General features: G+C 62.2%; 25 protein-coding genes and 1 other RNA gene. 11 read left to right on the top strand and 15 right to left on the bottom strand.

Annotated elements, in window-relative coordinates; translation table 11 throughout:
• Positions 1-3 precede the first annotated feature (3 nt).
• The 5 genes from ABUE11_RS06870 to ABUE11_RS06850 are packed head-to-tail and all read right to left on the bottom strand — an operon-like array spanning position 4 to position 5,830.
• Positions 4-918, bottom strand: a complete 915-nt coding sequence (locus ABUE11_RS06870) for a hypothetical protein (RefSeq protein ID WP_367068315.1) — start codon at positions 916-918, stop codon at positions 4-6.
• Complete coding sequence (locus ABUE11_RS06865) at positions 915-1,487, bottom strand: hypothetical protein (protein ID WP_367068314.1); 573 nt, start codon at positions 1,485-1,487, stop codon at positions 915-917. Before ABUE11_RS06865 ends, ABUE11_RS06870 begins: the two co-directional genes overlap by 4 nt.
• Positions 1,484-2,764 (bottom strand): restriction endonuclease subunit S, encoded by a 1,281-nt coding sequence (locus ABUE11_RS06860; protein ID WP_367068313.1) that lies wholly within the window; start codon positions 2,762-2,764, stop codon positions 1,484-1,486. Before ABUE11_RS06860 ends, ABUE11_RS06865 begins: the two co-directional genes overlap by 4 nt.
• Positions 2,757-5,558: an N-6 DNA methylase gene (locus ABUE11_RS06855; RefSeq protein ID WP_367068312.1), complete on the bottom strand. Its 2,802-nt coding sequence runs from the start codon at positions 5,556-5,558 to the stop codon at positions 2,757-2,759. Before ABUE11_RS06855 ends, ABUE11_RS06860 begins: the two co-directional genes overlap by 8 nt.
• A gap of 38 nt (positions 5,559-5,596) precedes the next feature.
• Positions 5,597-5,830, bottom strand: a complete 234-nt coding sequence (locus tag ABUE11_RS06850) for a MarR family transcriptional regulator (RefSeq protein WP_367068311.1) — start codon at positions 5,828-5,830, stop codon at positions 5,597-5,599.
• A 251-nt stretch (positions 5,831-6,081) separates the two neighbouring features.
• Between ABUE11_RS06850 and ABUE11_RS06845 the strand changes: the two genes are divergently transcribed.
• The 3 genes from ABUE11_RS06845 (at position 6,082) to ABUE11_RS06835 (ending at position 7,499) form a co-directional block, all read left to right on the top strand.
• A complete protein-coding gene (locus ABUE11_RS06845; protein ID WP_367068310.1) occupies positions 6,082-6,285 on the top strand; it encodes a hypothetical protein in 204 nt (67 codons plus the stop codon).
• A gap of 10 nt (positions 6,286-6,295) precedes the next feature.
• Entirely contained in the window at positions 6,296-6,781 is a 486-nt protein-coding gene (locus ABUE11_RS06840) for a DUF3489 domain-containing protein (RefSeq protein WP_367068309.1), read from the top strand.
• A 481-nt stretch (positions 6,782-7,262) separates the two neighbouring features.
• Entirely contained in the window at positions 7,263-7,499 is a 237-nt protein-coding gene (locus ABUE11_RS06835) for a hypothetical protein (RefSeq protein WP_367068308.1), read from the top strand.
• Between the two features lie 112 nt (positions 7,500-7,611).
• Here the strand turns inward: ABUE11_RS06835 and ABUE11_RS06830 are convergent, their stop codons facing one another.
• Entirely contained in the window at positions 7,612-8,490 is an 879-nt protein-coding gene (locus ABUE11_RS06830) for an AAA family ATPase (RefSeq protein ID WP_367068771.1), read from the bottom strand.
• A 70-nt stretch (positions 8,491-8,560) separates the two neighbouring features.
• Here ABUE11_RS06830 and ABUE11_RS06825 point away from each other — a divergent pair.
• Positions 8,561-9,324 (top strand): IS5 family transposase gene (locus tag ABUE11_RS06825; protein ID WP_367065164.1). Its coding sequence is split into 2 segments (ribosomal slippage): positions 8,561-8,876 and positions 8,876-9,324, totalling 765 coding nucleotides; the frame shifts between segments, so codons are not numbered across the junction.
• Here ABUE11_RS06825 and ABUE11_RS06820 read toward each other — a convergent pair.
• Entirely contained in the window at positions 9,284-10,567 is a 1,284-nt protein-coding gene (locus tag ABUE11_RS06820; RefSeq protein WP_367068307.1) for an AAA family ATPase, read from the bottom strand. The genes ABUE11_RS06825 and ABUE11_RS06820 overlap by 41 nt on opposite strands.
• On the bottom strand, positions 10,567-10,794 hold the full coding sequence (locus ABUE11_RS06815) for a helix-turn-helix domain-containing protein (protein ID WP_367068306.1): 228 nt from the start codon (positions 10,792-10,794) through the stop codon (positions 10,567-10,569). Before ABUE11_RS06815 ends, ABUE11_RS06820 begins: the two co-directional genes overlap by 1 nt.
• A 388-nt stretch (positions 10,795-11,182) precedes the next feature.
• Here ABUE11_RS06815 and ABUE11_RS06810 point away from each other — a divergent pair, with 388 nt between their 5' ends.
• From ABUE11_RS06810 to ABUE11_RS06785, 6 genes are all read left to right on the top strand, one after another.
• A complete protein-coding gene (locus tag ABUE11_RS06810; RefSeq protein WP_367068305.1) occupies positions 11,183-11,497 on the top strand; it encodes a hypothetical protein in 315 nt (104 codons plus the stop codon).
• 25 nt (positions 11,498-11,522) lie between these two features.
• On the top strand, positions 11,523-12,368 hold the full coding sequence (locus ABUE11_RS06805; protein ID WP_367068304.1) for a hypothetical protein: 846 nt from the start codon (positions 11,523-11,525) through the stop codon (positions 12,366-12,368).
• A gap of 184 nt (positions 12,369-12,552) precedes the next feature.
• A complete protein-coding gene (locus ABUE11_RS06800; RefSeq protein WP_367068303.1) occupies positions 12,553-12,963 on the top strand; it encodes a hypothetical protein in 411 nt (136 codons plus the stop codon).
• Between the two features lie 129 nt (positions 12,964-13,092).
• Positions 13,093-13,494 carry a DUF2924 domain-containing protein gene (locus ABUE11_RS06795; RefSeq protein ID WP_367068770.1) on the top strand — a complete coding sequence of 134 codons (402 nt, stop codon included), beginning with the start codon at positions 13,093-13,095 and terminating at the stop codon, positions 13,492-13,494.
• Positions 13,491-14,849: a recombinase family protein gene (locus tag ABUE11_RS06790; protein WP_367068302.1), complete on the top strand. Its 1,359-nt coding sequence runs from the start codon at positions 13,491-13,493 to the stop codon at positions 14,847-14,849. The genes ABUE11_RS06795 and ABUE11_RS06790 overlap by 4 nt, the downstream gene beginning before the upstream one ends.
• On the top strand, positions 14,846-15,298 hold the full coding sequence (locus ABUE11_RS06785; RefSeq protein WP_367068301.1) for a hypothetical protein: 453 nt from the start codon (positions 14,846-14,848) through the stop codon (positions 15,296-15,298). Before ABUE11_RS06790 ends, ABUE11_RS06785 begins: the two co-directional genes overlap by 4 nt.
• A gap of 5 nt (positions 15,299-15,303) precedes the next feature.
• Here the strand turns inward: ABUE11_RS06785 and ABUE11_RS06780 are convergent, their stop codons facing one another.
• The 7 genes from ABUE11_RS06780 to ompA form a co-directional block, all read right to left on the bottom strand.
• Positions 15,304-15,531 carry a hypothetical protein gene (locus tag ABUE11_RS06780; RefSeq protein ID WP_367068300.1) on the bottom strand — a complete coding sequence of 76 codons (228 nt, stop codon included), beginning with the start codon at positions 15,529-15,531 and terminating at the stop codon, positions 15,304-15,306.
• A 3-nt stretch (positions 15,532-15,534) separates the two neighbouring features.
• On the bottom strand, positions 15,535-16,035 hold the full coding sequence (locus ABUE11_RS06775; RefSeq protein WP_367068299.1) for a GNAT family N-acetyltransferase: 501 nt from the start codon (positions 16,033-16,035) through the stop codon (positions 15,535-15,537).
• Positions 16,032-16,325: a DUF1778 domain-containing protein gene (locus ABUE11_RS06770; RefSeq protein WP_367068298.1), complete on the bottom strand. Its 294-nt coding sequence runs from the start codon at positions 16,323-16,325 to the stop codon at positions 16,032-16,034. The genes ABUE11_RS06775 and ABUE11_RS06770 overlap by 4 nt, the downstream gene beginning before the upstream one ends.
• Positions 16,326-16,633: 308 nt before the next feature.
• Positions 16,634-17,011, bottom strand: a transfer-messenger RNA (tmRNA) gene (gene ssrA, locus ABUE11_RS06765).
• Between the two features lie 12 nt (positions 17,012-17,023).
• Complete coding sequence (locus ABUE11_RS06760; protein ID WP_367068769.1) at positions 17,024-17,689, bottom strand: HAD-IA family hydrolase; 666 nt, start codon at positions 17,687-17,689, stop codon at positions 17,024-17,026.
• Positions 17,690-17,697: 8 nt separating this feature from the next.
• Positions 17,698-18,411 (bottom strand): bifunctional 2-polyprenyl-6-hydroxyphenol methylase/3-demethylubiquinol 3-O-methyltransferase UbiG, encoded by a 714-nt coding sequence (gene ubiG, locus ABUE11_RS06755; protein WP_367068297.1) that lies wholly within the window; start codon positions 18,409-18,411, stop codon positions 17,698-17,700.
• 79 nt (positions 18,412-18,490) lie between these two features.
• Complete coding sequence (gene ompA, locus ABUE11_RS06750) at positions 18,491-19,144, bottom strand: outer membrane protein OmpA (RefSeq protein ID WP_367068296.1); 654 nt, start codon at positions 19,142-19,144, stop codon at positions 18,491-18,493.
• 230 nt (positions 19,145-19,374) lie between these two features.
• Here ompA and gyrA point away from each other — a divergent pair, with 230 nt between their 5' ends.
• Positions 19,375-22,005, top strand: coding sequence for a DNA gyrase subunit A (gene gyrA / locus ABUE11_RS06745; protein WP_367068295.1), 2,631 nt, complete (start codon positions 19,375-19,377; stop codon positions 22,003-22,005).
• The last annotated feature ends 48 nt before the right edge of the window (positions 22,006-22,053 follow it).

Raw genomic sequence — 22,053 nt, 5'->3', positions numbered from 1 at the left:
ACCTCAGGGTTGAGCCCACTGCGGCATCTGGGTTAGCAGATATCGCGGGCGACCGTTACCAACTTGTGTTCGGGTGACCTCAATTTGCACAGCTTGATGCAAGTGGTCATTGATGTCATCCACGTTCTGCAACCTTGGGGAAACCTTGCCACGGATGATCTGCTGATCGCCGGCGAGCTTGAATTCAAAGCTGCGGCTGTTGGGAAGCACGCCGACAAACTCACCGCGCAACTGCTCTTCGCTTTCGTGCAAGTTGTCTGCAGCAAGACGAGCAAGGCTGCGGCTGACCTGACCAACATCGGTAAATCGCACGCCGCGGCCACCGTATTGCAATGCACAGACGGCGTTGTTGTCGGCCAGCACCTTCAGAAACGTGCGCACCTTGTCCAGCGCACGAGGGTCGGTTTCCGAAGCGATGTCAGCCAGCGCTTCGTCGTCACCAAGGGTGCTTTGCAACAAGACCTGAGTGCGCTCCAATGCAGTGGCGACCGGGCTAGCCTCCTCCAGCGCGAGCTGCTCGGCGCGATATTCTTCCAATTCGAAGCCAAACGAACCGACCGCCGTGCTCGTAATCAGCAACTGGTTCTGGTCACGGTTGGGAATGGGGCCCATTGCAGCCAGAGGCGCGGACAGCGATGCAGCGACCGATGCGACCGCTTCGGTAAAACTGCTGACGGCCTTCATGCCGAAGTCGGCAAAGATGCCGTGACTGCGAATCACCGGCACGCCGTCAAAGGTTAAGCGCGCACGGGCCGGGGCGCGTTCATCGACAGGTAGTGCAGCGAGTTCAGCATCCACTTTGCGCAACCGTGCCTCGATGCTCATTCGGGTCAAGCGAGCAGCTTCCGGTGTCTCCGAAAGATCGCGACGCAGAAAAGTCTGTTCCGCCAGCAGGTGCAACCGATCTTCATTGTTCATGGCTGAGCCTCCTGTATCTCTTGTTGATCCAACCAATCCAGAGCCTGCTGATCAAACGTGGGTTCTAGATCAACCTCAAGGTAACCTTTCCACGCCTGATTACGGCGATGCGACCACATGCTGTACCAGTAGGCTGCTTTGCGAATCAGATTGGGGCGCTCCAGCTGATCCATTTCCACCAGATAGCTATCGACAAGGAAAGTTTGTTTAACGTGGTCATGATCCAGCGCAGCGAGTTGTTCTGGCGTGGGATTAAAGGCGGCAGGAATACGCACAAAACTGACAACGTCGATGTCACGAGGGGCGCGCCGCTCCAGCACCTCAACTTGTTCCATAAAGCTGCCATCCAGCCATTGAAAACCTTCGATGATCCCCATTCCATGTAAGGCCGCGCGGAAATTGAGCCAGCCACGCAAAATCTGCCGCCGCTCAGACGAAGTGGAGAAGCGCGCCACCACGTCGGAAAGTGCGACGCGATAGGGCGAGCGTTCCTGGCTGGCAGGTGCCGCAGGGTCAATAGGCGGCAGCAGGCCCAGCGTATTCCATTCAGGAATGGCGACAGTCGTCATGCCACAACCTCCGTTGTTGTTTGGTTTTCAATAGTAACGGGCACTTTGCCGGTGAGCAGATCGTGCATTAAGCCGGATTTCTGGTCTGTTAATGCACACAAATTTCTCCACTCGGACTGAATCCGTCTTTCGCAACCTTGAGCACGAGCCAAAATCAGTTTCTGCTCATGTAGGCCAATAGATGGAACAGGCAATTCTTGACACATTGCCAACGTTAGATTCAGCTGACCAGATGTTTGCTTGGCCCTTTGTAGAAACCAACGCTTAACCGTTTCAGTTGTTAGCCAATACAACAAAAAACCTGAGTCCAAGCCATCTCTCGGCCGGAAAAGCGCGATTGCTTGATTAATATTAACTTCGCCGGTTTCCTCAGAAATGAGACTAACTTTTCCAAGAGGCGGGCCAACGATGTTGGTTAGCACGTCATCAGGCAAACACCTTGACCGAGCAAGATCACTCAAATGAGTTTTCAGAGCAATTCTGAAACTACTGGAGTCAAACGACAGCTGGCCGTCAAAAGTCAGATTGTCCACTCGGAGAAAGCGAATGCCATCACCCTCTTGCCACATTTCATCAGAAGCGGGCGTAGTTCCTTTTGTTATCAATGAGCACAAGGTATTGGCACACTCAAGACTCCACTCCCTCGGAATCCACCCAATCGCTGTTTCCTGATACAGCTCCGGGGCCTGTTCGCGCGGTGGGCGCAGTTGGCCGTTGGGCTGCACGCCACGCGTGAACAGGTCGTGCATCAGTCCGGCCTTGATCTGCTGGTATTTGGCGATCAGGGCTTCGGTTTTTTCGATGGCGGTGTCGATGCTGGTGAGGATGGTGGCAATTTTTTCCTGCTTATCAGGCATGAAGACGGGTATAGGTACCGTTTTCACATCATCAGTTGAGACAGCAGCAAACGTAGAGCCTTGACTACGTCGATGAAGGTAAGCCGCGTTCAGTTCAACTGCATGCTTTAGAAAGATCGTGTTTGATACGCCAAACTTGGCCTTGAATGCACCCAAACCGCGACCGATGCAATAATCCCGGTCGGCATAGTTCATCGTGCCGACAGGTGCACGCACGCTGATCAGCACAGATCCCGTTTTGGCAACCCGCAACGGAGGAGCGCAGTAAACCTCAGAGTGAGGATGGCGAGGGCCGAATTCCGCACAGCCTTGGAGAAATGGCAAGCCACGTTCTTCGGTATTACAGAGGTCAGCACCGGGCGATTGCCCCATAACGACATCAGCAAAGCGGGCTAAGGGAGCGAAAGCGAGTTCACTCATACCCCAACTCCACCAAAAACGCCTGCAACACCTTGGCTGCCTCATCCCGTTCAGCCTCAATCTGCTTGGCCGTGATGGCGTACTTGCTCCACAGATTTTCGACCGCCGCCACGCAGGCGCGTTGATCGGCCCGCAGGTAGTGCCGGTAGCTGTCGAACAGCAGCTTGCCCAAGCGTTCAACGATGACCTGCCGCGCCTCGTCCTTGCTGATCTTCAGGCGTGCCTGCTCCACCAGCTCGTCCTTTTTGGCCTCGGTGGACTTGATGGCAGCCTTCAGGGTTTTGGCTTCATCTTCCAGCGCTTTGTGCGTGGCCAGCTTGGCTTCGATGCGTTCGGCGACGGCCTTGGCCTGCTGGCCTGCGGCCATGGCGGTTTGGATCACCGAGGTAAAGGTGGAGGCGTGCCCCACCGCGGTGGCCAGATCCAGCACGCGCTGGCCGTTGCCGAACTGCGCCTCCTTGGCGGTGAATCCATCGCTGCAGTGGTGGGCTTTGTCCGTGCCCTTGGGCAAGCGCCCGGCTACTTTGATTTCGGTGAACAGATCAGCCACGGCGCCCTTGAGCGTCTTGAGCTGGGCTTTCCACTCGGCGTTGGCTTCCTTGAGGTCGTCCTTGAGAGTTTTCACCTCATCGGCAGGCAGTACGCCGGTGTCGTCGGTATCTTCAAAATCCTCTTCGCTGGCAGCGGCGAACAGGGCTTGAAGTTCGGTAAGGCGGGCGTGTTGTTGCTCCAGCTCGGCCAGCACCTCGGGGAACTGGCTTTGCAGGATGTCTTCGTCCGGAATCAGCTCCGGCCCCCAGCCGCTGGCGGCGATGGATTTGAAATCGGACACCAGAGCCTTGTAGTAGTTGGCGAAAGCGCCGCGCACCTGATAGCGGTTGAGCAGATGTTGGCGGGCAAAGGTGCGTTCGATGCTGTCGAGCAGCGTGGCGCGCACGGCGTAAACGTTGCGGCTGGTGGCGTGCTGGTTGTCCGCATCCGGGGCCAGCGCCTCAATGACCGGCAAGTGCTGCTGCCACCAGGCAGCCAGGTCCGCCATGAACTGAGCATGGCGCTGGGTGACGCTGGCGTGGCTGTTGATGTGTGGGGCAATGCCGCGCTTGTCAGCAAGGGTGGCTGCGAAATCGGCATACCAGATGCCATGGGTTGCCGTGTTTTCTTCTGGGGCGCGCGGCACGAAAATGCTTTCACGCAGACCTGCGTAGTTCTGCCAGAAGTGACCGAGCGCATCGACTTCGCTCACCGGAACGCCACCGTGCAGATGGGCGCGCACATCGTGCGGCTCGGGCGGCGGGGCGTTGTCCACGTAGCGACGAATGTTGCAGTTGTAGCCTTCGGCCTTGATGTCGGCCACCGGCACGCGCTTGGCGTAGCCGTCGATGTTTTGCCCGGCCCGATACGCATGCACGATTTTGTCGATGTCTTCCGGGCGCAGGTGGTTTTGCGCCTTGCCTTCGCGGTATTCGCGGTCGGCATTGATGAACAGCACATGGTCGCGCTTTAGGGTTCCATCGTCATTTCTCGCGCCTTCCTTGTTCAGCACGAGGATGCAGGCGGGAATGCCGGTGCCGTAGAACAGGTTGCTGGGCAGGCCGATGACGGCTTCGAGATAACCCCGGTCAATGAAGTACTGACGTGCCTCGCGCTCTTCACCACCGCGGAACAGCACGCCGTGCGGCATCACAGTGGCCATGCGGCCATTGCTCTTGAGCACGGCCAGCATGTGCTGCACGAACATCAGGTCGGCCTTTTTACCCTTCTCAGGCATCCAGACGTGAAAGCGACCTGGGTAGGCGATGGGCTCCTTCTTTTTCGCACCGCTGCCGTCGTCCTTGGATTTGGTCTTGGCGTAGTTCTGGCTGAACGGCGGATTGGCGAGCACGCGGTCAAAGCGGCGCAGCTCGTTGTTTTCGTCTTTGTGCTGCGGGTCTGCCAAAGTGTCGGCGTTGCGGATATCGGCGTGCGAGATGCCGTGCAGCAGCATGTTCATCTTGCAGATGGACCAGGTGGTGCCCATCTTTTCCTGCCCGTTGAGTGACAACTCCGCCGCATCGGCCCCGCATTCACGCAGATAGTCACGCGCCTGGATCAACATGCCACCCGACCCGACAGTCGGGTCGTACACGCTCATGCCTTCTTTGGGGTCGCAGATCTCGACGCAGATGCGCACCACCTCGGCCGGGGTGTAGAACTCACCCGCCTTCTTGCCCGCAGAATCAGCAAAGTGCTTGATCAGCCATTCGTAGGCGGCACCGAGCAGATCGGGGAATTCGAAATCATCGTCCCGCAGCGGGATTTTTTCGAAGTTCTGGATGAAGTCGACCAGAGTGTCGTCATCCAGCGTGTTCTGACCGATCTTGCGGTTGAAGTTGATAGTGCCCTTGAGCACGTCCTGCAGGGCATCGGCGTTATCTTCTTCCAGGGCTTCCAGTGCCTTGTTGAGCGTAGAGCCGACATTTTCCTTGACGTGCTTGAGTGCAGGCTGCTGGTTGCCAGCGTCATCCACCCACGGATCGTTCCAACGAGCGCGCGGCGGCACGTAGAAATATTTGCCAGAGTACTGGTCGGGGTCTTCAAGGTTGAGAGCAATGTCGGCCTCTGACAGACCGGCTGCCTGACCTTCTTTCTTGATTTCCTCTCGGCGTTGATCGAACAGGTCGCTGGCGCGCTTGAGGAACAGCATGCCAAAGATGTATTCCTTATACTCGCTGGCATCCATGTTGCCGCGCAGGTCGTCGCATGCCGTGAGCAGCAGGCTTTCCAGGCGGGCGAGTGTGAGTTTGGCGGAAGGCATCGTTCAGTCTGTTCCTCGGTTCGTATTACCTCTGCAGCTCAATCCAGCACCACCAAAAACTCGGTAGCCAGCGCGGTGGGGCGGGTCTGCCGGGCATTTTTTGTCAGCGCAACCAGTCCGTAACCCTCCATCATCCGCAGCGTGCGCGACAAGTTGGGCACCTGCCGGCCCGACAACGCGGCCAGCTCGGTCATCGTCTTGGGTTTGGTCTTCCGGATCAGCCGCAGCAGCGCGCGGTTGTCTTCCGACAAGACCGCCGCCAGTGTGGCCATCGACGGGAACCAGACCGTAGGCACCTGCTTGCCTGAAGCCGTGGCATCAGGCGCATCAGCAGGACGAATTCCGACTACGCAACGCTTCATAACGAGTGGCTTTGGATCAACGAAAAATTGCCATTCATTGTATCAGTCTGACACAACTATGACGAGGGGCTGGAGAGCCAGATTTCTGATTATCTTCGCTTGGCTTCCTGATCGTTCAGCGCGTGAATGGTGGCGTCATCCATCAACCAAGGAGCCCCGCGATGAACACCCAGCCCACCGCCCTCGACGCCTATCTCGCCCGCGCTGCCGCCATCCACATCAAGCTGGCCCGACTGCAGCAACTCGCCGCCGACCACTTCGGCCACGACCCGGACGCCATCCACTGGGGCCACGTTGGCGACCTCGGGCGGGTGGACCAAGCGCTGGATGACCTGCTGGCGATCTTCGACGGCCAAGCCAAGTGAGGGGGCGACGATGGACGCCCTGCTCAAACTTTCCCCGGCCCAAAGCCTGCTGCTGCGCGGGGCCGCCCGTCGCGCCGATGGGCGCGTGATCCCGCCCGGCACCCTGCGCGGTGGCGCACGGCTCAAGGTGCTGACGGCACTGCTGCAACGTGGCTGGATCGAGCCTGTCGACGACGGCCACGTGCTGACTGACACGGGCTACGCGGCCATCGGACAGCAGCGCCCCGTGCCGCCGGATGACGTACAGCCGGTGGACGCCACCGACGACCTCCAACTTCTGGAGGGCATACCGGTGCGCCCCGGCACCAAGCTCGCCGCGCTGGTGGTGGCGCTGCGCCGCCCGCAGGGCGCAACCTGCCTGCAACTGATGCTGGCCACCGGCTGGCAGCCGCACACTGTGCGCGGAGCGATTTCCGGGATGCTGCGCAAGAAGCTGGGTCTGAACGTGGTGCTGGCACACAACGACACCGGCGAGCGGGTATATCGCGTGGTCTGATCGATCAAGGGTGTCCAGTATCTGGATACCCTTTCGGCGCTGGCTCAGGAACGTGAACGCAGCGCACACCCTTGGGATCGCGCGGCCAGCGACTGAGCCGGCTTTCCCCGTGCGACTGGCATCAAAGCGCCCCCTTCGCCAGCAAGCTCCCACCCTCACCGATTGAACGCCATCGGGCGTGGAAACGGCCGCCATCCCGCACCGTTGCTGCGTTTGCACCCACCACCGTTTTGCCGGTCGCGTGACGGTTGCCCCCAGGGCCAGCCGGTAAGTGGTAACCGGTAACTTCGAGTGGTAACCCGGTTTCGCGGCCTGTCGGTGGCGAGATGCCGCGCTCGCGCCCCCCGTATTGCTTTATGGCCAGGAAGGACCCGTTTTGCCTGTGGGCAGACGATGGGGTCACGGATCGTTAGGGCATCGCTGTGCTGCTCAGACAAACGACGGTGGGCAACCATCACCACCGTCACCACCATCACGGTCGATGTTGCGCCAGCTGCCGAACTTCGCTAATCGTTCCCGGCTTCCCGGTTCCCGGCTGGGAACGATTACCGGGGTGGGAACGATAAAACCCTGTGTTGGCGCGGACATCAATCGTTCCCGGTCTGAATCGTTCCCAGGAGCCAGCCGGGAACGATTTATTTTAAAAATTCCTTTTCAAATCAACGATCTTTTAATCGTTCCCGGTTTCCCGGTGATTGCTCTCTATAGAGAGGGGTGAGCATCGGGAATGCTCACCTCCCTCGACGGCAGCGCCAGCCATTGCAGTGGGCGATGGCCTGCATGCACGGGCGATCGTTCGTGGCGGTGTGGTGTCGCAAAACGCGACCCCATCATCGGCGGCCCGCGCCGGAGCGGCTCAAATGGCCGATCACGAACTGCGCCTGGCCGCGCGCCACCGGCCCATCGGGCACGTCCAGCCACTTGACCAGCTTGGAGCCTTCTGCCATCGCCATCACCAGTTCCTCGCGGTCGAGCAGCGTGGAAACCCACTCGCTCAGCCGATGCTTGCCGATGCGCTGGAAGTCTTCCGGCAGTTCGTGGCGGCGCTCGTAGATACCGTTGCCGCCGGTCTTGGTGTAGGGCTGACCTGCGGCAGCCGCGCGGGCGATGGCGGCCTTCAATGCAGGGAGCAGTTCGATGTCCGGCTGCGCCGTGCGCCGAAGGTCCTGGCTGCGATCGACCAGCAGCCCGCGTGCATCGCGCACGAAGGTCGTGACGTGCAGGTTGGCCTGCCCGTTGGCCTTGACCACGCCGCCCAGCACCACGCGCCCGCGCTCGAAGGGCTCGCCCAAGGTCTTGCACAGCGTGCGTGCCTGTTCCTCCTTGGGATGCCACAGCGCGTACACCGACCGCACGCCGTCCACCAGTCCGCCCGTGCCGCGAATCGCCTCGCGCGCCTGCTCCGGCGTGGTTGCCTCACGTTTGGCAAAGTGGTGCGACACGATCACCGATGCACCCGTGCGGGCCGCCAGCGCCGCCAGGCGAGAGCAGACGAACTGCGCGTTTTCTGGCACGTTGAGATCGAGTGCGCACAGCGGTTGCAGGGGATCGAGCACCACCAGCCGCAGCCCGGCCATCGCTTGCAGTTGCCTCTCCAGTGCCAGCCAGGCTGCTGTGGTGGCCGGGCCGCGTGTGGCCGGATCGGGTGCAAACAGCGGCTGCGCGCCACCGGCATCGGGCAGCGGCAATACGTAGAGCCGGTCAGGAATCGGGCCCAGGGCGTTTAGGGCGTGTTAACACTAATTGTTTTTGCGCCCGCCATGGCACAGACTGGCAGCCATGGAGATAACGCCAGAACAATTCGCCAAGATCGAGCACTGCCTTCCCACGCAGCGAGGAAACGTCAGCCTGAGCAACTTGCAGGTCGTCAACGCCATCCTCTACGTAGCCGAGCATGGCTGCAAGTGGCGTGGACTGCCCAAGCGCTTCGGTAACTGGCACACGATCTACACGCGCATGAACCGCTGGACCAAGGCTGGGGTCCTCGACAGAATGTTCGAGGAACTGCAGAAGGCTCAGGTTGTGCGCATCAAGATCGAGGCGGTGTCACTGGACTCCACAAGCATCAAGGTGCACCCAGACGGCACGGGCGCGCTAAAAAAAACGGCCCCCAATCCATCGGCAAGTCTCGAGGTGGATGGACAACCAAGATTCATATGGTTGCCGCGGATGCTCGAACGGCCATAACGTTCTCACTGTCGCCGGGCCAGGCCGGCGATGCCCCACAAGGGCGCGAACTGCTCGCCAGCCTGGGCGCCCCGAACCGGCCGCTGCACCTGCTCATGGACAAGGCCTACGAGGGCAACGAGACGCGCCAGTTGGCGCTCGATTTGGGCTACATCCCCGTCGTGCCACCGCTGCGTACCCGCGTCGAGCCTTGGGAGTACGACCGCGAGATGTACAAGCGCCGCAACGAGGTTGAGCGTCTATTCCGCCGCCTCAAGGGCTTCCGGCGCATCTTCACGCGGTTCGAGAAACTCGACATCATGTTCCTCGGCTTCATCAGCTTTGTACTCGTCGCTGATGGGCTTCGGATGTGTTAACAGGCCCTAGGCGGTTGTGCACCTCGATGGCGTCGTCCTCGGCGGTGATGTAAATCGCTACGCCGTGGCCTGCCAATGTACTGCCGAACACGATCGGGGTATTGTCTTTGGCGCTGGCCGCGACCTCGCGCGCCAAGGCCAGCAGCAGGAAGGATTTGCCGACACCGCCCGCTGCGGCCACCAGCGCGGCCTGCGCCTGCGCAAACACGCCTTCGACCAGCCAGCGCCTGGCCTGCGGCTGGCCGGTGAAGCGATCCAGCGCGCGCCACTGCGAGATCTGGATGGCCTCCAGAGGCTGGAGGTCATCGGCGACCGGCGCGGACGAGCGCAGCAGAGCGGGCACGTCCAGGCCTTGCGCCACTGCGTCGGCGGCGTCCCACTTCTTGGGCTTGTCCTGCGGCACGCTCACGCGGCGCACCTTCGCACCGATCTGCCGCAACCTCGCAATCACGGCATCGGCGTAGCGCGATCCGGCCTCGTCGTGGTCAGGCCAGACGACGACCGTCTTGCCAGCCAGTGGCATCCAGTCGGTCTTGTCGATGGCGGTGGCTGCACCGCCCATTGCTGTGGTGGCCGTGATGCCCAGGTGCATCAAGGCATCGGCGCATTTTTCACCCTCGACCAGCACGACATCGTCGCTGGCGGCGATGGCTGGCAGGTTGTAGAGCGGACGCGGCTCTGGCATCCGCATCGAGCGTGTTTTCACATCCCAGGGGCGGTACTGCTTGCCGCCCGGTGGGTCGTAGCGGTACACGCAGGCCAGCAGATTACCCTGGGCATCGTGGTAGTTCCACTTGGCGCTGACAGGGCCAAGTTCATCGTGCGGCGCAGGCATTGCGACCGGCACGGCGGGACGCGGCACCACCAACCAGTCACCGATGTCCTCCAGCAGCGCATCAAACTGCTGCGGCAGGATGAAGCCACGCACAAAGGCCCACAGCGCGAGCGCATCACCGGATTCGCCGGTGGCAAAGTCCAGCCACAGGCCGCGCTTTGCGCCATCGAGATCAACGACAAGGCTGTCGCCCGCATCACCTTGTACATTGCCGACGACAAACTGCGCGCCACGCCGCTTGCCGCGCGGCAGCAGGTAGGCCAGCGCCGACTCCAGTTGATCGAGCAAGCGAGCGCGAATGTCCTGCTTGTCCAAGCGCGGCTCGACGGCGACCGCATCGTTGAAGTCAAACCACGGGTACGCAACTGCGGCCGTGCTGCTCGCCAACGCCGTCTGCATCGAGCGCATCAGCAGTGCTGGAACTGGGGCAGTTCTCGGCCCGCCGTGCAGCGGCGCATCCGGCCCTGCTCGTGTTGCGTGATGGAGGACAGCGGATACATCACGCGGCTGCCGAGCTTCAGGTACGTCGGGCCGGTACCGAGCGAGCGCCAGCGTTCAAGGGTCTTCTCACTCATGCCCCAACGGGCTGCCAACTGGCGTGGTGTGAACAGGCTCGGATGTTCGATGGTGTTCATGGCGTTCCTTTCAAGTCGTTGTGCCCTTGGCGCCCCTCACATTCCGTCGGTGAGGGCTGCGCCGCCAGCGTTGCAACAGATTCTTCGTGGTTCGTGTCGCGACGGCAAACACCCGAAATGGCCAAATCGTCGAAAACGAGGACAAACGGCCCAGGCATTCATCGGCATTGCTCTTTACTTCGGATGTATTTGCGCAACAGATGGCCTCAAGCATCGCTGCAAAACCGTCTATCCGCAGCAGGCCCGAGTGCGCTGAAGTGCGCTGTAGGGAGCTCACGCACGCTAAAACACGCTAAAACCCGCTGCGCCCAGATCGCCAGAACGTCTCTGTTTCGCCACCATTTCTCCTGTGCACGTTGCACATCCTCAACCTACAACGGAGAACGCGGTGAGCCATTCCAATCTGTCCCATCTGCATCCGGTCTGGCGCAAGGCGCTGGGCCTTCAAGAACCCGATGCCGTCCAGACGCTGGACGCCACCTCGCCCTGGGCTCGAACGGATTTGGCACAGGCCGTTGCGGTGATGACCGCCGCATCGACAGCGCCATCCGGTACTCACCACGGCTGGCAGGCCACGAACCGTCCGCACCGCCCAGGCGCACCGGTAGGCATCAAGAAACAGCTTGGCCCTGGTCTGTGGGCAAGCACTGTGGCTCAGCCGAGCGATGCCCGCTATCGCGGCGAGGCCATCACTCATTCCTGATCCCCAACCACCGCAGCCCAAGACCATGAAACTCAACCCCTTCAGCAAAAAGTCCACCACCGGCTACTACGAGCGCATCAAGGCCGAGTGCGTCGAGGTCAAACAGCAGCTCGAAGAAGCACAGGCCGCAGCCGACGCAGCCAAGGCCGATGCCGATGCCAAGGCCAAATACGCCTTCGAACTGGAGCAGCGCGGCAACCAGCATTCCATCTCTGAACCGGAGCGCCGTGCGCGACTCGCAGCCAGCGAAGCCAAAAACCACGCCGACAACTTGCAGCGCAAGGCCAGCACCTTGACGGGCAAGTTCAATGACCTGCGCTCCATCGTCGAAGCGCCGGGCAAGCTGGAACAGCACCGCGCGGCCCTCATCGACCTGCTTCGGCGAAGGAGCAGCCTGCAGGCCGAGCGCGAACAGCAAGTCAAGCTCATCGCCAAGATCGAAACGCGCATCGGCGAGCTCGAGCACCGTATCGCTGCCGAAACCCAATCCGCCAGCGAGGCGATGGCGGCTGACCAGGGCGAGTTCGCCCTGCCCGAGGCGTTGACCAAACTGGATATCGAGCTACGTGTGGCCCGTACCACGCGGGAGAACCTCAGCAGCAGGGTGCAGGCCCTGGATTCCGAGATGGCCACCCTCCCCGGCCAGATCATAGACGCGGAGCGGGCCTTCAAGCATCGCCAGGCCAGCGTCGCGCAAATCGAGCTCAACGAGCAGTTACCACACATCTACAACGCGCTGGCCCGTGCTTCGGTCGCGGCACGCATCGCCGGGTTTCGCACAAGCGGCGAGCACAAGATCGAGATCGAGATTCCACACGAGTACCTCGAAGCTGCCCGCGCGAAGTTGGTGGCTGAGCGACCGAGCGCGTGACTGATGGGGCAGGCGGCGGGCAGTCGTGGCATATCCGCCGTCCGCCTCGGACTGGCGCTTGATCGCTTCCGCCAGTCCGGCTCCGCCCATGCCACGTGAGGCCCACCGGTGCCAAGCACGAAGGGCATCGCGCAAACCGGCTTTTCCCTCCTCCTGATCCCATTTTGAAACTGGAGTTCATCCGATGAGCCATCACATCATTCAACCTGTCGGCCCGCACGCCTTCGACATGCAGGCCGAAGTCCTGCTCTGGTTCGCTGCGGGTCACGAGGTGCTGTGGATTCCCATTGTTGAGGTCGGTGACGAATCCGACGCCATCGCGCGGGCGCAGGCCCAAGCCGAGGCACTCGGCAAGCCCTGCCTGCTGCACTGCATCGAGGAATTCGCCTACCTGCCCGATGGCGTGCGGGGCTGGGTGTTTCCGGCGCATCTGGACGATACCTGCGTCGTCGCCCAGCGCACCGGCAGCGAGGTGATGTTCGGCACGCTGTGCCACCCGGTCACAGGCAAGGCCATCAGCTACCGCACCGATACCGAGTCCGCCGTCGGATTGACGCCGCCGCCCTTGGCCGCGCAGCCACAGAGCACGGTTTGACCTTGGCTTTTGCCCGCCACAGCGCCTGAATGTGGATGTCTCAACCACTGGAGAATTTTCGATGAGCACCCCCCCCACACGGGCACCAGCACCGTGTCGGCGCAAATCGCGGCCTTGCCCTCACTGCCCATGGCCGAACTCTGGGCGCTGTGGGATCAGCACTTTCCCCGGCGGCCTAGCCACCGCAACCGCCACTACGTCGAATCGCGTCTGGCCTACCGCATCCAGGAGCAGGCCTACGGCGCGCTGCCCACTAACCTGCGCAAGATGCTGGTCGAGGCCGGGGCCAAGCATTCCAAGATCAAGAGCGCCGCCGGACGTAGCACGCAGACCTTGTTGATGCCCGGTACCACGCTGATCCGCGAATGGGACGAGCGCCAGTACCGCGTGACCGTCACGCCCGACGGTCTGTACGAACTCAACGGGCAGGTCTTCAAAAGCCTGTCGGCAGCGGCGCGCCACATCACCGGCACGCAGTGGAATGGACCGAAGTTCTTTGGCCTGCGCGGCGGCAAGGGGGCGACGCAATGAGTCGATCCGCGGCTTCACCAACTGTCCCACCCAAGCGCTGCGCGGTGTACTGCAGGGTTTCCAGCGATGAGCGTCTGGATCAGTCCTTCAACTCCATCGATGCCCAGAAGGAAGCTGGCCACGCCTTCATCAAGAGCCAAAGCCACGAGGGCTGGATTGCCGTGGCCGACGACTACGACGACGGCGGCTACTCCGGCGGCACTATGGAACGCCCTGCGCTGAAGCGCCTGATGGCGGACATCCAGATGGGCAAGGTCGACATCGTGGTGGTCTACAAGATCGACCGGCTATCCCGCTCGCTGGCGGATTTCGCGCGGATGGTCGATGTGTTTGATCGCCACCGCGTCAGCTTCAGTGCCGTCACCCAACAGATCAACTCGGCTACGTCGATGGGCAGGCTGATGCTCAACGTGCTGTTGTCCTTCGCCCAGTTCGAGCGCGAGGTCACCGGCGAGCGCATCCGCGACAAGATCGCCCTAGCCAAGGCCAAGGGGATGTGGATGGGCGGGCCGCTGCCGCTGGGCTACGACGTGCGCGACCGGATGTTGGTCATCAACGAGGCCGAGGCCGCTCTGGTGCGACGCATCTTTGACGACTTCATCACCCTACGCTCAGCCACGCTGATGGCCAAGGCCTACGGCGCTGAAGGCGTGCTCACCAAGGGCGGCAAGCCCTTCACCAAGCAGACCATCTACAAGATGCTGCACAACCGTATGTACCTGGGCGAGATCGTCCACAAGGGGCAGAGTTTCCCCGGCCAGCATCAGGCCCTCATCACGCAGGCGCAGTGGGACGCGGTGCACGCGCTGATCGCCACCGATGGCACCTTGCGGCGGCGCGAGACCAATGATCGCCAGAGCGAGCCAGTGTTGCTGCGCGGTCTGCTGTTCACGTCCGATGGCGAACGTCTGGTGCCCAGCTACACGAAGAAGAAGGGCAAGACCTACCGCTATTACAGCCCCGACAAACACCGGCGCTTGGGCGCGTGGGCCAGTCGGCACGGCTCGTTGCCTGCCGCGCCGATTGAGGATCTGGTGACGCAGCAGATCGTGGCGGCGCTCTCCACGCCGCATCAGGTGCAGGCGGTGTGGGATCGGATGCAGCACATCCGGCCTGACCTCACCGAACCGCAGGTCGTGCTGCCGATGCGCAACCTCGCGGGCCTGTGGCGGGAGCTGTTTCCCGCCGAACAGTGCCGTCTGGCAAAACTCCTGATCGAGCGCGTGGTGATGGCCGACGGCGGACTGGAAATCATCTGGCGCGCTCAGGGTTGGCAGGAACTGACCGGGGAATTGTTGCCCGGCACCATCGGCGCGGAATTGCAGGAATGGGAGCAGCAGGAGGTGCAGGCATGAAACCGAAAGTGCAGGCTTTGGGCGGCCCCATCGCCCGCGAGCGCCGGGATGGCGGGCAGGTGACACTCTCCACCTTCATCCCGCTGAAGATCAGGAGGCGCGGCGCCAGCAAGGTGGTTGTGCGGCCGGATGGCCAATTGGACGCGCCGGGCAAGGTCGCCAGCCAGATCGACCAGCCCTTGCTGGTGGCGCTCACCCGGGCGTTCTACTGGCAGCAGTTGCTCGACGACGGCGTGGTCGGCAGTGGCAGCGAGATTGCTAAAGCAGAAGGCCTGCACCACTCGACGGTCAACGAACTGCTGCGCCTGACGCTGCTGGAGCCCGCCATCATCCAGAGCATCCTGGCCGGGCAGCAGCCCCGGTGTATGAGTCTGCTGTGGTTCCAGCGCAATCCGCTGCCGGTGGATTGGGCGGCGCAGCGGGCGGTGGTGGCGGGGTTTGATGCGTGATCGGGTTACAAGCCCTCGATGACCCGGGCCACGTCACCTTGGCATTCGGCGCACTTGCCCACCAGCAGCAAGTCGCCTCCCTTGAGAGTGCCGGTGAAGTTGGTGATCGTTGTTTCGTGACGGCAGTGGCCGCACCAGACGTTGGACAGCAGCTGCTGACGGATGTCGGCGGGAATCGACTCCCAGCGCTGGCGGGCTGGCTTGGTGAAAGCGGGCAGTGATTCGACGGTCATGGTTCAACGTACCCAGCGACGGGCGTCCTTCAAGAGCAGCAGCAGTTGCTGCTCGCGCAGTGGTGACGCGATGAAGCCGAACCGGGTGTAGTACCTCGCCGCTTCTTCATCGATGGGGTGAGTCAGCATCGCCCGGATGCCGGCCTGCTCGGCAATCAGCATCGTCCGCCGGATGGCATCCTGCAACAAACCAAAGCCAATGCCGCGCCCCTGATCCTGCTGCGACACGGCCAGCCTTGCCAAGATCACTACCGGAACCGGATATTGACCCATCCCCTTGCGGATGCGCTCCGGTGCCTCCAGCGTGTCGACCTGCCCGACGGTCAGGCTGAAGTAGCCCGCCACACGACCATCCTCCTCGGCAACGACGAAGGTCTTGGCCGATCCACTGCCTTGTGCCTGGCGGGCGTGGCGCAGTAGCCAGTCGTTGAGGGCTGGCTTGCCGCAATCAAAGTCTTCCAGCCGATGCTGCGCAGCCAGTGGCTCCGGTGCGCGCAACGTCACTTCGTGTCCCAGGGCGCCTTGCGGGCAAACAGGTCGCGCAAACCGTCGTTGGCCTGTTCGGGGCGATCCAGCAGATCCATCAGGGCCTGGTACTGGCTGCCCGAGACCATGAACAATCGTTGGTCCAGCAGGGTTTGCTCGGCGGCCAGGCAGGCGCTGTCGAGGATGAAGTCGGTCAGCGACTTGTGGGCGACCTCAGCAGCCCGACGCAACACCACCTCCTGTTCGGAGGTGGCGCGCAGCCCGAGGCGGGCGGACCGTGCGGAAGGCGACGATGCAACAGCAGTCATAGCAGCACCTCTTTTGTTAGATCAACTGCCGCAATGTTAGTACAAATGACGCACATCGTCTAGTTGCGATGGGGACCGCTGGTCTTGATTGACGATGAACCGCCGCGCGTAAGTTGTTGATTTTGCAAGACCGCCATCTGCGCCTACCCGCAGGCCAAACAGAGAATAGAGACGGCTCTGGCCGAGAAAGTGGCTGATTTCGGGTGTTTGGGCCGGTGGTCACCCGCAGCACGGATGGCCGCAACCCGGCGTGGCGCGGGGATTTCAGGCAAGAAAAAGGGCCTGGAGACTATCCAGACCCTTGTGATTGGTGGAGCTGGCGGGAATTGAACCCGCGTCCGCAAGCCTTTATCGGGCAGATCTACATGTTTAGCGTTCTGATTTGAATCTCGTCGTTCAGGCCGCGCAGACGCACGCTGCCTGAACCACCAGCACCCTTGAATCTCGCCCGGTGTCAAGGTACCCGACACAAGGCCAGCTGATGTGAATTCCCTTGCAGCCGGGAGGTATTGCTACCCCCTTGCCCAGCCCATCAGCGTGCTGTTGCAAGGCTCGCCGGTTTTAGGCGGCGAGTGCGAAACGTTCGTCGTTTGCAGTTACTTTAGTGAATGGAGATTTACGAGCATCACTCAAGCTCGACATGCACCGCTCCAATTCCGAACCCACGTCGAAACCGGGACAGCCCCTTGGTAGGCATTTTAGACCGAAACAATGAATTTCAAGAGATCCAGCGGGGATTCGATCACGGCGTCAGCGCCCCAGTCGGTGGGTGATGCTCCTGCGCCCAGGTAGCCATACATGGCTGCGACAGTACCCATGCCCGCCGCGCGACCCGCAAGTATGTCGCGCTCATCGTCACCCACATAGATGCATTCCTGGGGCGTCAGGCCGAGTTGCTCGGCAGCCGCCAGCAAGGGCGCGGGGTGCGGCTTCATGTAAGGTGTGGTGTCGCCGCTCACGATGGCACCAGCCCCCTGGAACAGCGCCACCCGCTGGGCGATGAGCGAGGTAAAGCGCGCCATTTTGTTGGTGACGACGCCCCACCGCAGCGATCGCTCTGCCAGCGTCGCGACAAGTTCGGGAACGCCGGCAAACACTTCGGTCTGTTCATGGATACGCCGCTCATAGTTCGCAAAGAACTCTTCCCGCAGGCTGGGAAAGTCAGGATGCTCCGGCGTGATGCCAAAGGCCACCGACAACATGCCGCGCGCGCCGGCACCCGCCATGGGGCGGTAGGCCTGCATTGGCAGCGGGCCAAGACCACGGTCGGTTCGCAGTCGGTCTGCCGCGGCGCCGAGATCGGGAGCGCTGTCGATCAGGGTGCCATCAAGGTCGAACAGAACCGCGCGCACGTTTGCAAACATGGTCATGCTCACTCTGCCGGGCGTCGGGTGGCGACAAGATAGTTGACGCTGGTGTCATCGCTCAGCCAGTAACGCCCGGTCAACGGGTTGTACTGCATGCCACGTGCCTGCACCACGTCCAGCCCGGCGCTGCGACAGGCGGCCGCGAGTTCGCTCGGCTGAATGAACTTGGCATATTCGTGCGTGCCCTGCGGCAGCATCTTGAGGACGTACTCGGCCGCGACGATGGCCAGGGCATATGCCTTGGGGTTGCGGTTGATCGTCGAGAAGAACACCCAGCCCCCCGGCTTGACGAGTTGCGCGCAGGCGGCCACGACCGAGTGAGGATCCGGCACATGCTCGAGCATCTCCATGCAGGTGACCGTGTCAAACGCCGCGGGTATTTCCTGGGCGAGCGCCTCGACGCTGACCTCGCGATATTCAATGCCCGGCGTCTGCGCTTCCAGCGCGTGCAGGCGCGCCACGCGCAAGGCCTTGGTCGCCAGGTCAATGCCTGTCACGTGGGCACCCTTGCGCGCCATGGAGTCGGCCAGAATGCCGCCGCCACAGCCCACGTCGAGCACGCGCAAACCTTCCAGCGGTGACAGTTGCTGGATCCACGCGAGGCGCAGCGGGTTGATCTGGTGCAGAGGACGGAATTCGCTGTCGGGATCCCACCAGCGATGCGCCAGGTCCGAGAATTTGGCCAGTTCAGCCGGGTCGGCATTTACGGATTCACTCATGTCCCATTGTCCCATTGGAGTTGCGGTGGGCATAAAAAAAGCCCCGTTGCCGGGGCTTTTGTTGATCGATGGAGATCGATCAGTTGGCGCGCGTGCCAACGACCTCGATTTCCACGCGGCGGTTCTTGGCGCGGCCTTCCTTGGTCTTGTTGTCGGCGACGGGCTGCTTCTCGCCCTTGCCTTCGGTGTACACGCGGTTCTTCTCGATGCCCTTGGACACCAGATAGGCCTTCACGGCTTCGGCGCGGCGCACCGACAGCTTCTGGTTGTAGGCATCGGTACCGATGGAGTCGGTATGGCCAACGGCGATGATCACTTCGAGGTTGATGCCCTGGATCTTGGAGACCAGGTCGTCGAGCTTGGCCTTGCCTTCGGGCTTCAGCACGGACTTGTCGAAGTCGAAGAAGGCGTCAGCGGCGTAGGTCACCTTGCTGGCGGCAGCGGGAGCGGGCTTCGGAGCCGGCGGGGGAGCAACAACCGCGGGAGCGGGTGCAGGAGCGGGAGCAGCCTTCTTCACCAGAGCGCCGTCGCAGCCTTCGGCGGCCGTGGCGGGCGTCCAGTTGGCGTCGCGCCAGCACAGTTCGTTCGTGCCGTTCTTCCAGACCAGCTCGCCCGTGCCGTTTTGCCAGTTGTCAACGACATTGCCGCCGTCGGCAGCCTTCACTTGGGCGCCAGCCGAGGTTGCGATCACGGCAGAGGCCAACAACATAGCCACTTTGTTCAGTTTCTTCATGGTTCTCCTCTTGGGGAAATAAGCCGCAGCCGTGCTGCGAATCGGGGACGCAATCAGTGACCATCACCGAGAACGTTGAGATTGATTGTGCCATACGCGCTTGACGAAAACTTCCCGCCAACCGCCGCGAAACGTAAGACGAGCGCGCATTCGGCGCTATATGTTGCTCTGTTACCACAAGCGCTTGCGCCTAGAATGCCCGTTTCGCCCAGTCGCTTGTGCCTCCCCTTATGACCCAGTTTGCCAAGGAAACCCTGCCCATCAGCCTCGAGGAGGAGATGCGTCGCAGCTATCTGGATTACGCCATGAGCGTGATCGTGGGCCGCGCCCTGCCCGACGCGCGCGATGGCTTGAAGCCCGTGCACCGGCGTGTGCTCTACGCCATGCACGAGCTGAACAACGACTGGAATCGCCCGTACAAGAAGTCGGCGCGTATCGTCGGTGACGTGATCGGTAAGTACCACCCGCACGGCGACATCGCGGTGTACGACACCATCGTGCGCATGGCACAGGATTTTTCGCTGCGCCACATGCTGGTCGACGGCCAGGGCAACTTCGGCTCGGTCGATGGCGACAACGCCGCCGCCATGCGCTACACGGAAATCCGCCTGTCAAAGATCGCCCACGAAATGCTGGCCGACATCGACAAGGAGACGGTGGACTTCGGCCCCAACTACGACGGCAGCGAGAAGGAGCCCCTGGTGCTGCCCACACGCCTGCCGAACCTGCTGGTCAACGGCAGCGCCGGTATTGCCGTGGGCATGGCGACCAACATCCCGCCGCACAACCTCAACGAAGTGGTGGACGCCTGCCTGCACATGCTGCGCCACCCCGAGACCTCCATCGACGAGCTGATGGAGATCATCCCCGCGCCTGACTTCCCCACCGCCGGCATCATCTACGGCATCACCGGGGTCAAGGACGGCTACCGCACGGGCCGCGGCAAGGTGGTGATGCGCGCCAAGGTGCACTTCGAGGACATAGACCGCGGCCAGCGCCAGGCCATCATCGTCGACGAGCTGCCCTACCAGGTGAACAAGAAGACGCTGCAGGAGCGCATGGCCGAGCTGGTGCACGAGAAAAAGCTCGAGGGCATCAGCCACATCCAGGACGAGTCGGACAAGTCCGGCATGCGCCTGGTGATTGAATTGAAGCGCGGCGAAGTGCCCGAGGTAGTGCTCAACAACCTGTACAAGCAGACGCAGCTGCAGGACACCTTCGGCATGAACATGGTGGCGCTGGTCGATGGCCAGCCCAAGCTGTGCAACCTGAAGGACCTGATCGAGGTCTTCCTGCAGCACCGCCGCGAGGTGGTGACACGCCGCACGGTGTTCGAGCTGCGCAAGGCGCGCGAGCGCGGCCATGTGCTCGAAGGCCTGGCGGTGGCGCTGGCCAACATCGATGAGTTCATCCGCATCATCCGCGAGTCTCCCACGCCGCCCGTGGCCAAGGCCGAACTGATGGCGCGCAGTTGGGACAGCCAGCTTGTGCGCGAGATGCTGACACGCACGCGCGAGGACGGCGGCGTGGTCAACGCCGACGACTACCGCCCCGAAGGCCTGGAGCGCGCCTACGGCATGCAGGCAGATGGCCTGTACCGCCTGTCCGACACCCAGGCGCAGGAGATTCTGCAGATGCGCCTGCAGCGCCTCACGGGTCTGGAGCAGGACAAGATCGTCGCCGAGTACAAGGAAATCATGGCGCACATCGAGGACCTGCTGGACATCCTCGCCAAACCCGCGCGCGTCTCGACCATCATTGGCGAAGAACTCTCCGTGCTGCGCCAGGAGTTCGGCCAGACCAAGCTGGGCGCGCGCCGCTCCACCATCGAGCACAGCGCGCAGGACCTCTCCACCGAGGACCTCATCACCCCCACCGACATGGTGGTGACGCTCTCGCACACGGGCTACATCAAGAGCCAGCCCCTGTCCGAGTACCGCGCCCAGAAGCGCGGCGGGCGCGGCAAGCAGGCCACGGCGACCAAGGACGACGACTGGATCGACCAGCTCTTCATCGCCAACACGCACGACTGGATTCTGTGCTTCTCCAACCGCGGGCGCCTGTACTGGCTGAAAGTCTGGGAGGTGCCCGCCGGTTCGCGCAACTCGCGTGGCCGCCCCATCGTCAACATGTTCCCCCTGCAGGAGGGCGAGAAGATCAACGTGGTGCTGCCGCTCACGGGCGAGATGCGCAACTTCCCGGAGGACCACTACGTCTTCATGGCCACCAGCATGGGGACGGTGAAGAAGACGGCTTTGAGCGAGTTCTCCAACCCGCGCAAGGTGGGCATCATCGCTGTGGGACTCGATGAGGGCGACTTCCTGATCGGCGCCGCGCTGACCGACGGCGCGCACGACGTGATGCTGTTTTCCGATGGCGGCAAGGCCGTGCGCTTCGACGAGAACGACGTACGCCCCATGGGCCGCAACGCGCGCGGCGTCAAGGGTATGCAGCTCGAGGACGGCCAGAGCGTGATCGCCATGCTCGTGGCCGAGGACGAGCAGCAAAGCGTGCTCACCGCCACCGAGAACGGCTACGGCAAGCGCACCAGCATCGTCGAATACACGCGCCACGGCCGCGGCACCAAGGGCATGATCGCCATCCAGCAGAGCGAGCGCAACGGCAAGGTCGTCGCCGCCACGCTGGTGCATGCCGACGACGAGATCATGCTGATCACCGACACGGGCGTGCTGGTGCGCACGCGCGTGGCCGAGATCCGCGAGCTCGGCCGCGCAACGCAGGGCGTGACGCTCATCAACCTCGACGAAGGTGCCAAGCTCAGCGGCCTGCAGCGCATCGTGGAGAACGACGCCAACGCCGAGCCGGACGCCGCCGACGGCGCCGCACCGGCCGACTCCTGACCATCTAAAACGATAGCTGTCAGCGCCCCACAGACAAGCCTCAGAGCC

The sequence above is a fragment of the Oryzisolibacter sp. LB2S genome (assembly GCF_040732315.1).
GTDB lineage: Bacteria > Pseudomonadota > Gammaproteobacteria > Burkholderiales > Burkholderiaceae_C > Alicycliphilus > Alicycliphilus soli.
Note: the sequence above shows the minus strand (reverse complement) of the source record. Positions and strands in the feature narration are given on the sequence as shown.

Excerpts from the sequence above, each read along its gene's own strand:
- ABUE11_RS06780 (WP_367068300.1), bottom strand. The coding sequence starts at position 15,531 with ATGACCGTCGAATCACTGCCCGCTTTCACCAAGCCAGCCCGCCAGCGC.
- ABUE11_RS06855 (WP_367068312.1), bottom strand. The coding sequence starts at position 5,558 with ATGCCTTCCGCCAAACTCACACTCGCCCGCCTGGAAAGCCTGCTGCTC.
- ABUE11_RS06850 (WP_367068311.1), bottom strand. The coding sequence starts at position 5,830 with ATGGCCACACTGGCGGCGGTCTTGTCGGAAGACAACCGCGCGCTGCTG.
- ABUE11_RS06865 (WP_367068314.1), bottom strand. The coding sequence starts at position 1,487 with ATGACGACTGTCGCCATTCCTGAATGGAATACGCTGGGCCTGCTGCCG.
- ABUE11_RS06790 (WP_367068302.1), top strand. The coding sequence starts at position 13,491 with ATGAGTCGATCCGCGGCTTCACCAACTGTCCCACCCAAGCGCTGCGCG.
- ABUE11_RS06770 (WP_367068298.1), bottom strand. The coding sequence starts at position 16,325 with ATGACTGCTGTTGCATCGTCGCCTTCCGCACGGTCCGCCCGCCTCGGG.
- ABUE11_RS06805 (WP_367068304.1), top strand. The coding sequence starts at position 11,523 with ATGAAACTCAACCCCTTCAGCAAAAAGTCCACCACCGGCTACTACGAG.
- ABUE11_RS06760 (WP_367068769.1), bottom strand. The coding sequence starts at position 17,689 with ATGTTTGCAAACGTGCGCGCGGTTCTGTTCGACCTTGATGGCACCCTG.
- ABUE11_RS06815 (WP_367068306.1), bottom strand. The coding sequence starts at position 10,794 with ATGAACACCATCGAACATCCGAGCCTGTTCACACCACGCCAGTTGGCA.
- ABUE11_RS06860 (WP_367068313.1), bottom strand. The coding sequence starts at position 2,764 with ATGAGTGAACTCGCTTTCGCTCCCTTAGCCCGCTTTGCTGATGTCGTT.
- ABUE11_RS06800 (WP_367068303.1), top strand. The coding sequence starts at position 12,553 with ATGAGCCATCACATCATTCAACCTGTCGGCCCGCACGCCTTCGACATG.
- ompA (WP_367068296.1), bottom strand. The coding sequence starts at position 19,144 with ATGAAGAAACTGAACAAAGTGGCTATGTTGTTGGCCTCTGCCGTGATC.
- ABUE11_RS06845 (WP_367068310.1), top strand. The coding sequence starts at position 6,082 with ATGAACACCCAGCCCACCGCCCTCGACGCCTATCTCGCCCGCGCTGCC.
- ABUE11_RS06840 (WP_367068309.1), top strand. The coding sequence starts at position 6,296 with ATGGACGCCCTGCTCAAACTTTCCCCGGCCCAAAGCCTGCTGCTGCGC.
- ubiG (WP_367068297.1), bottom strand. The coding sequence starts at position 18,411 with ATGAGTGAATCCGTAAATGCCGACCCGGCTGAACTGGCCAAATTCTCG.
- ABUE11_RS06795 (WP_367068770.1), top strand. The coding sequence starts at position 13,093 with ATGGCCGAACTCTGGGCGCTGTGGGATCAGCACTTTCCCCGGCGGCCT.
- ABUE11_RS06835 (WP_367068308.1), top strand. The coding sequence starts at position 7,263 with ATGTTGCGCCAGCTGCCGAACTTCGCTAATCGTTCCCGGCTTCCCGGT.
- ABUE11_RS06870 (WP_367068315.1), bottom strand. The coding sequence starts at position 918 with ATGAACAATGAAGATCGGTTGCACCTGCTGGCGGAACAGACTTTTCTG.
- ABUE11_RS06820 (WP_367068307.1), bottom strand. The coding sequence starts at position 10,567 with ATGCGCTCGATGCAGACGGCGTTGGCGAGCAGCACGGCCGCAGTTGCG.
- gyrA (WP_367068295.1), top strand. The coding sequence starts at position 19,375 with ATGACCCAGTTTGCCAAGGAAACCCTGCCCATCAGCCTCGAGGAGGAG.
- ABUE11_RS06785 (WP_367068301.1), top strand. The coding sequence starts at position 14,846 with ATGAAACCGAAAGTGCAGGCTTTGGGCGGCCCCATCGCCCGCGAGCGC.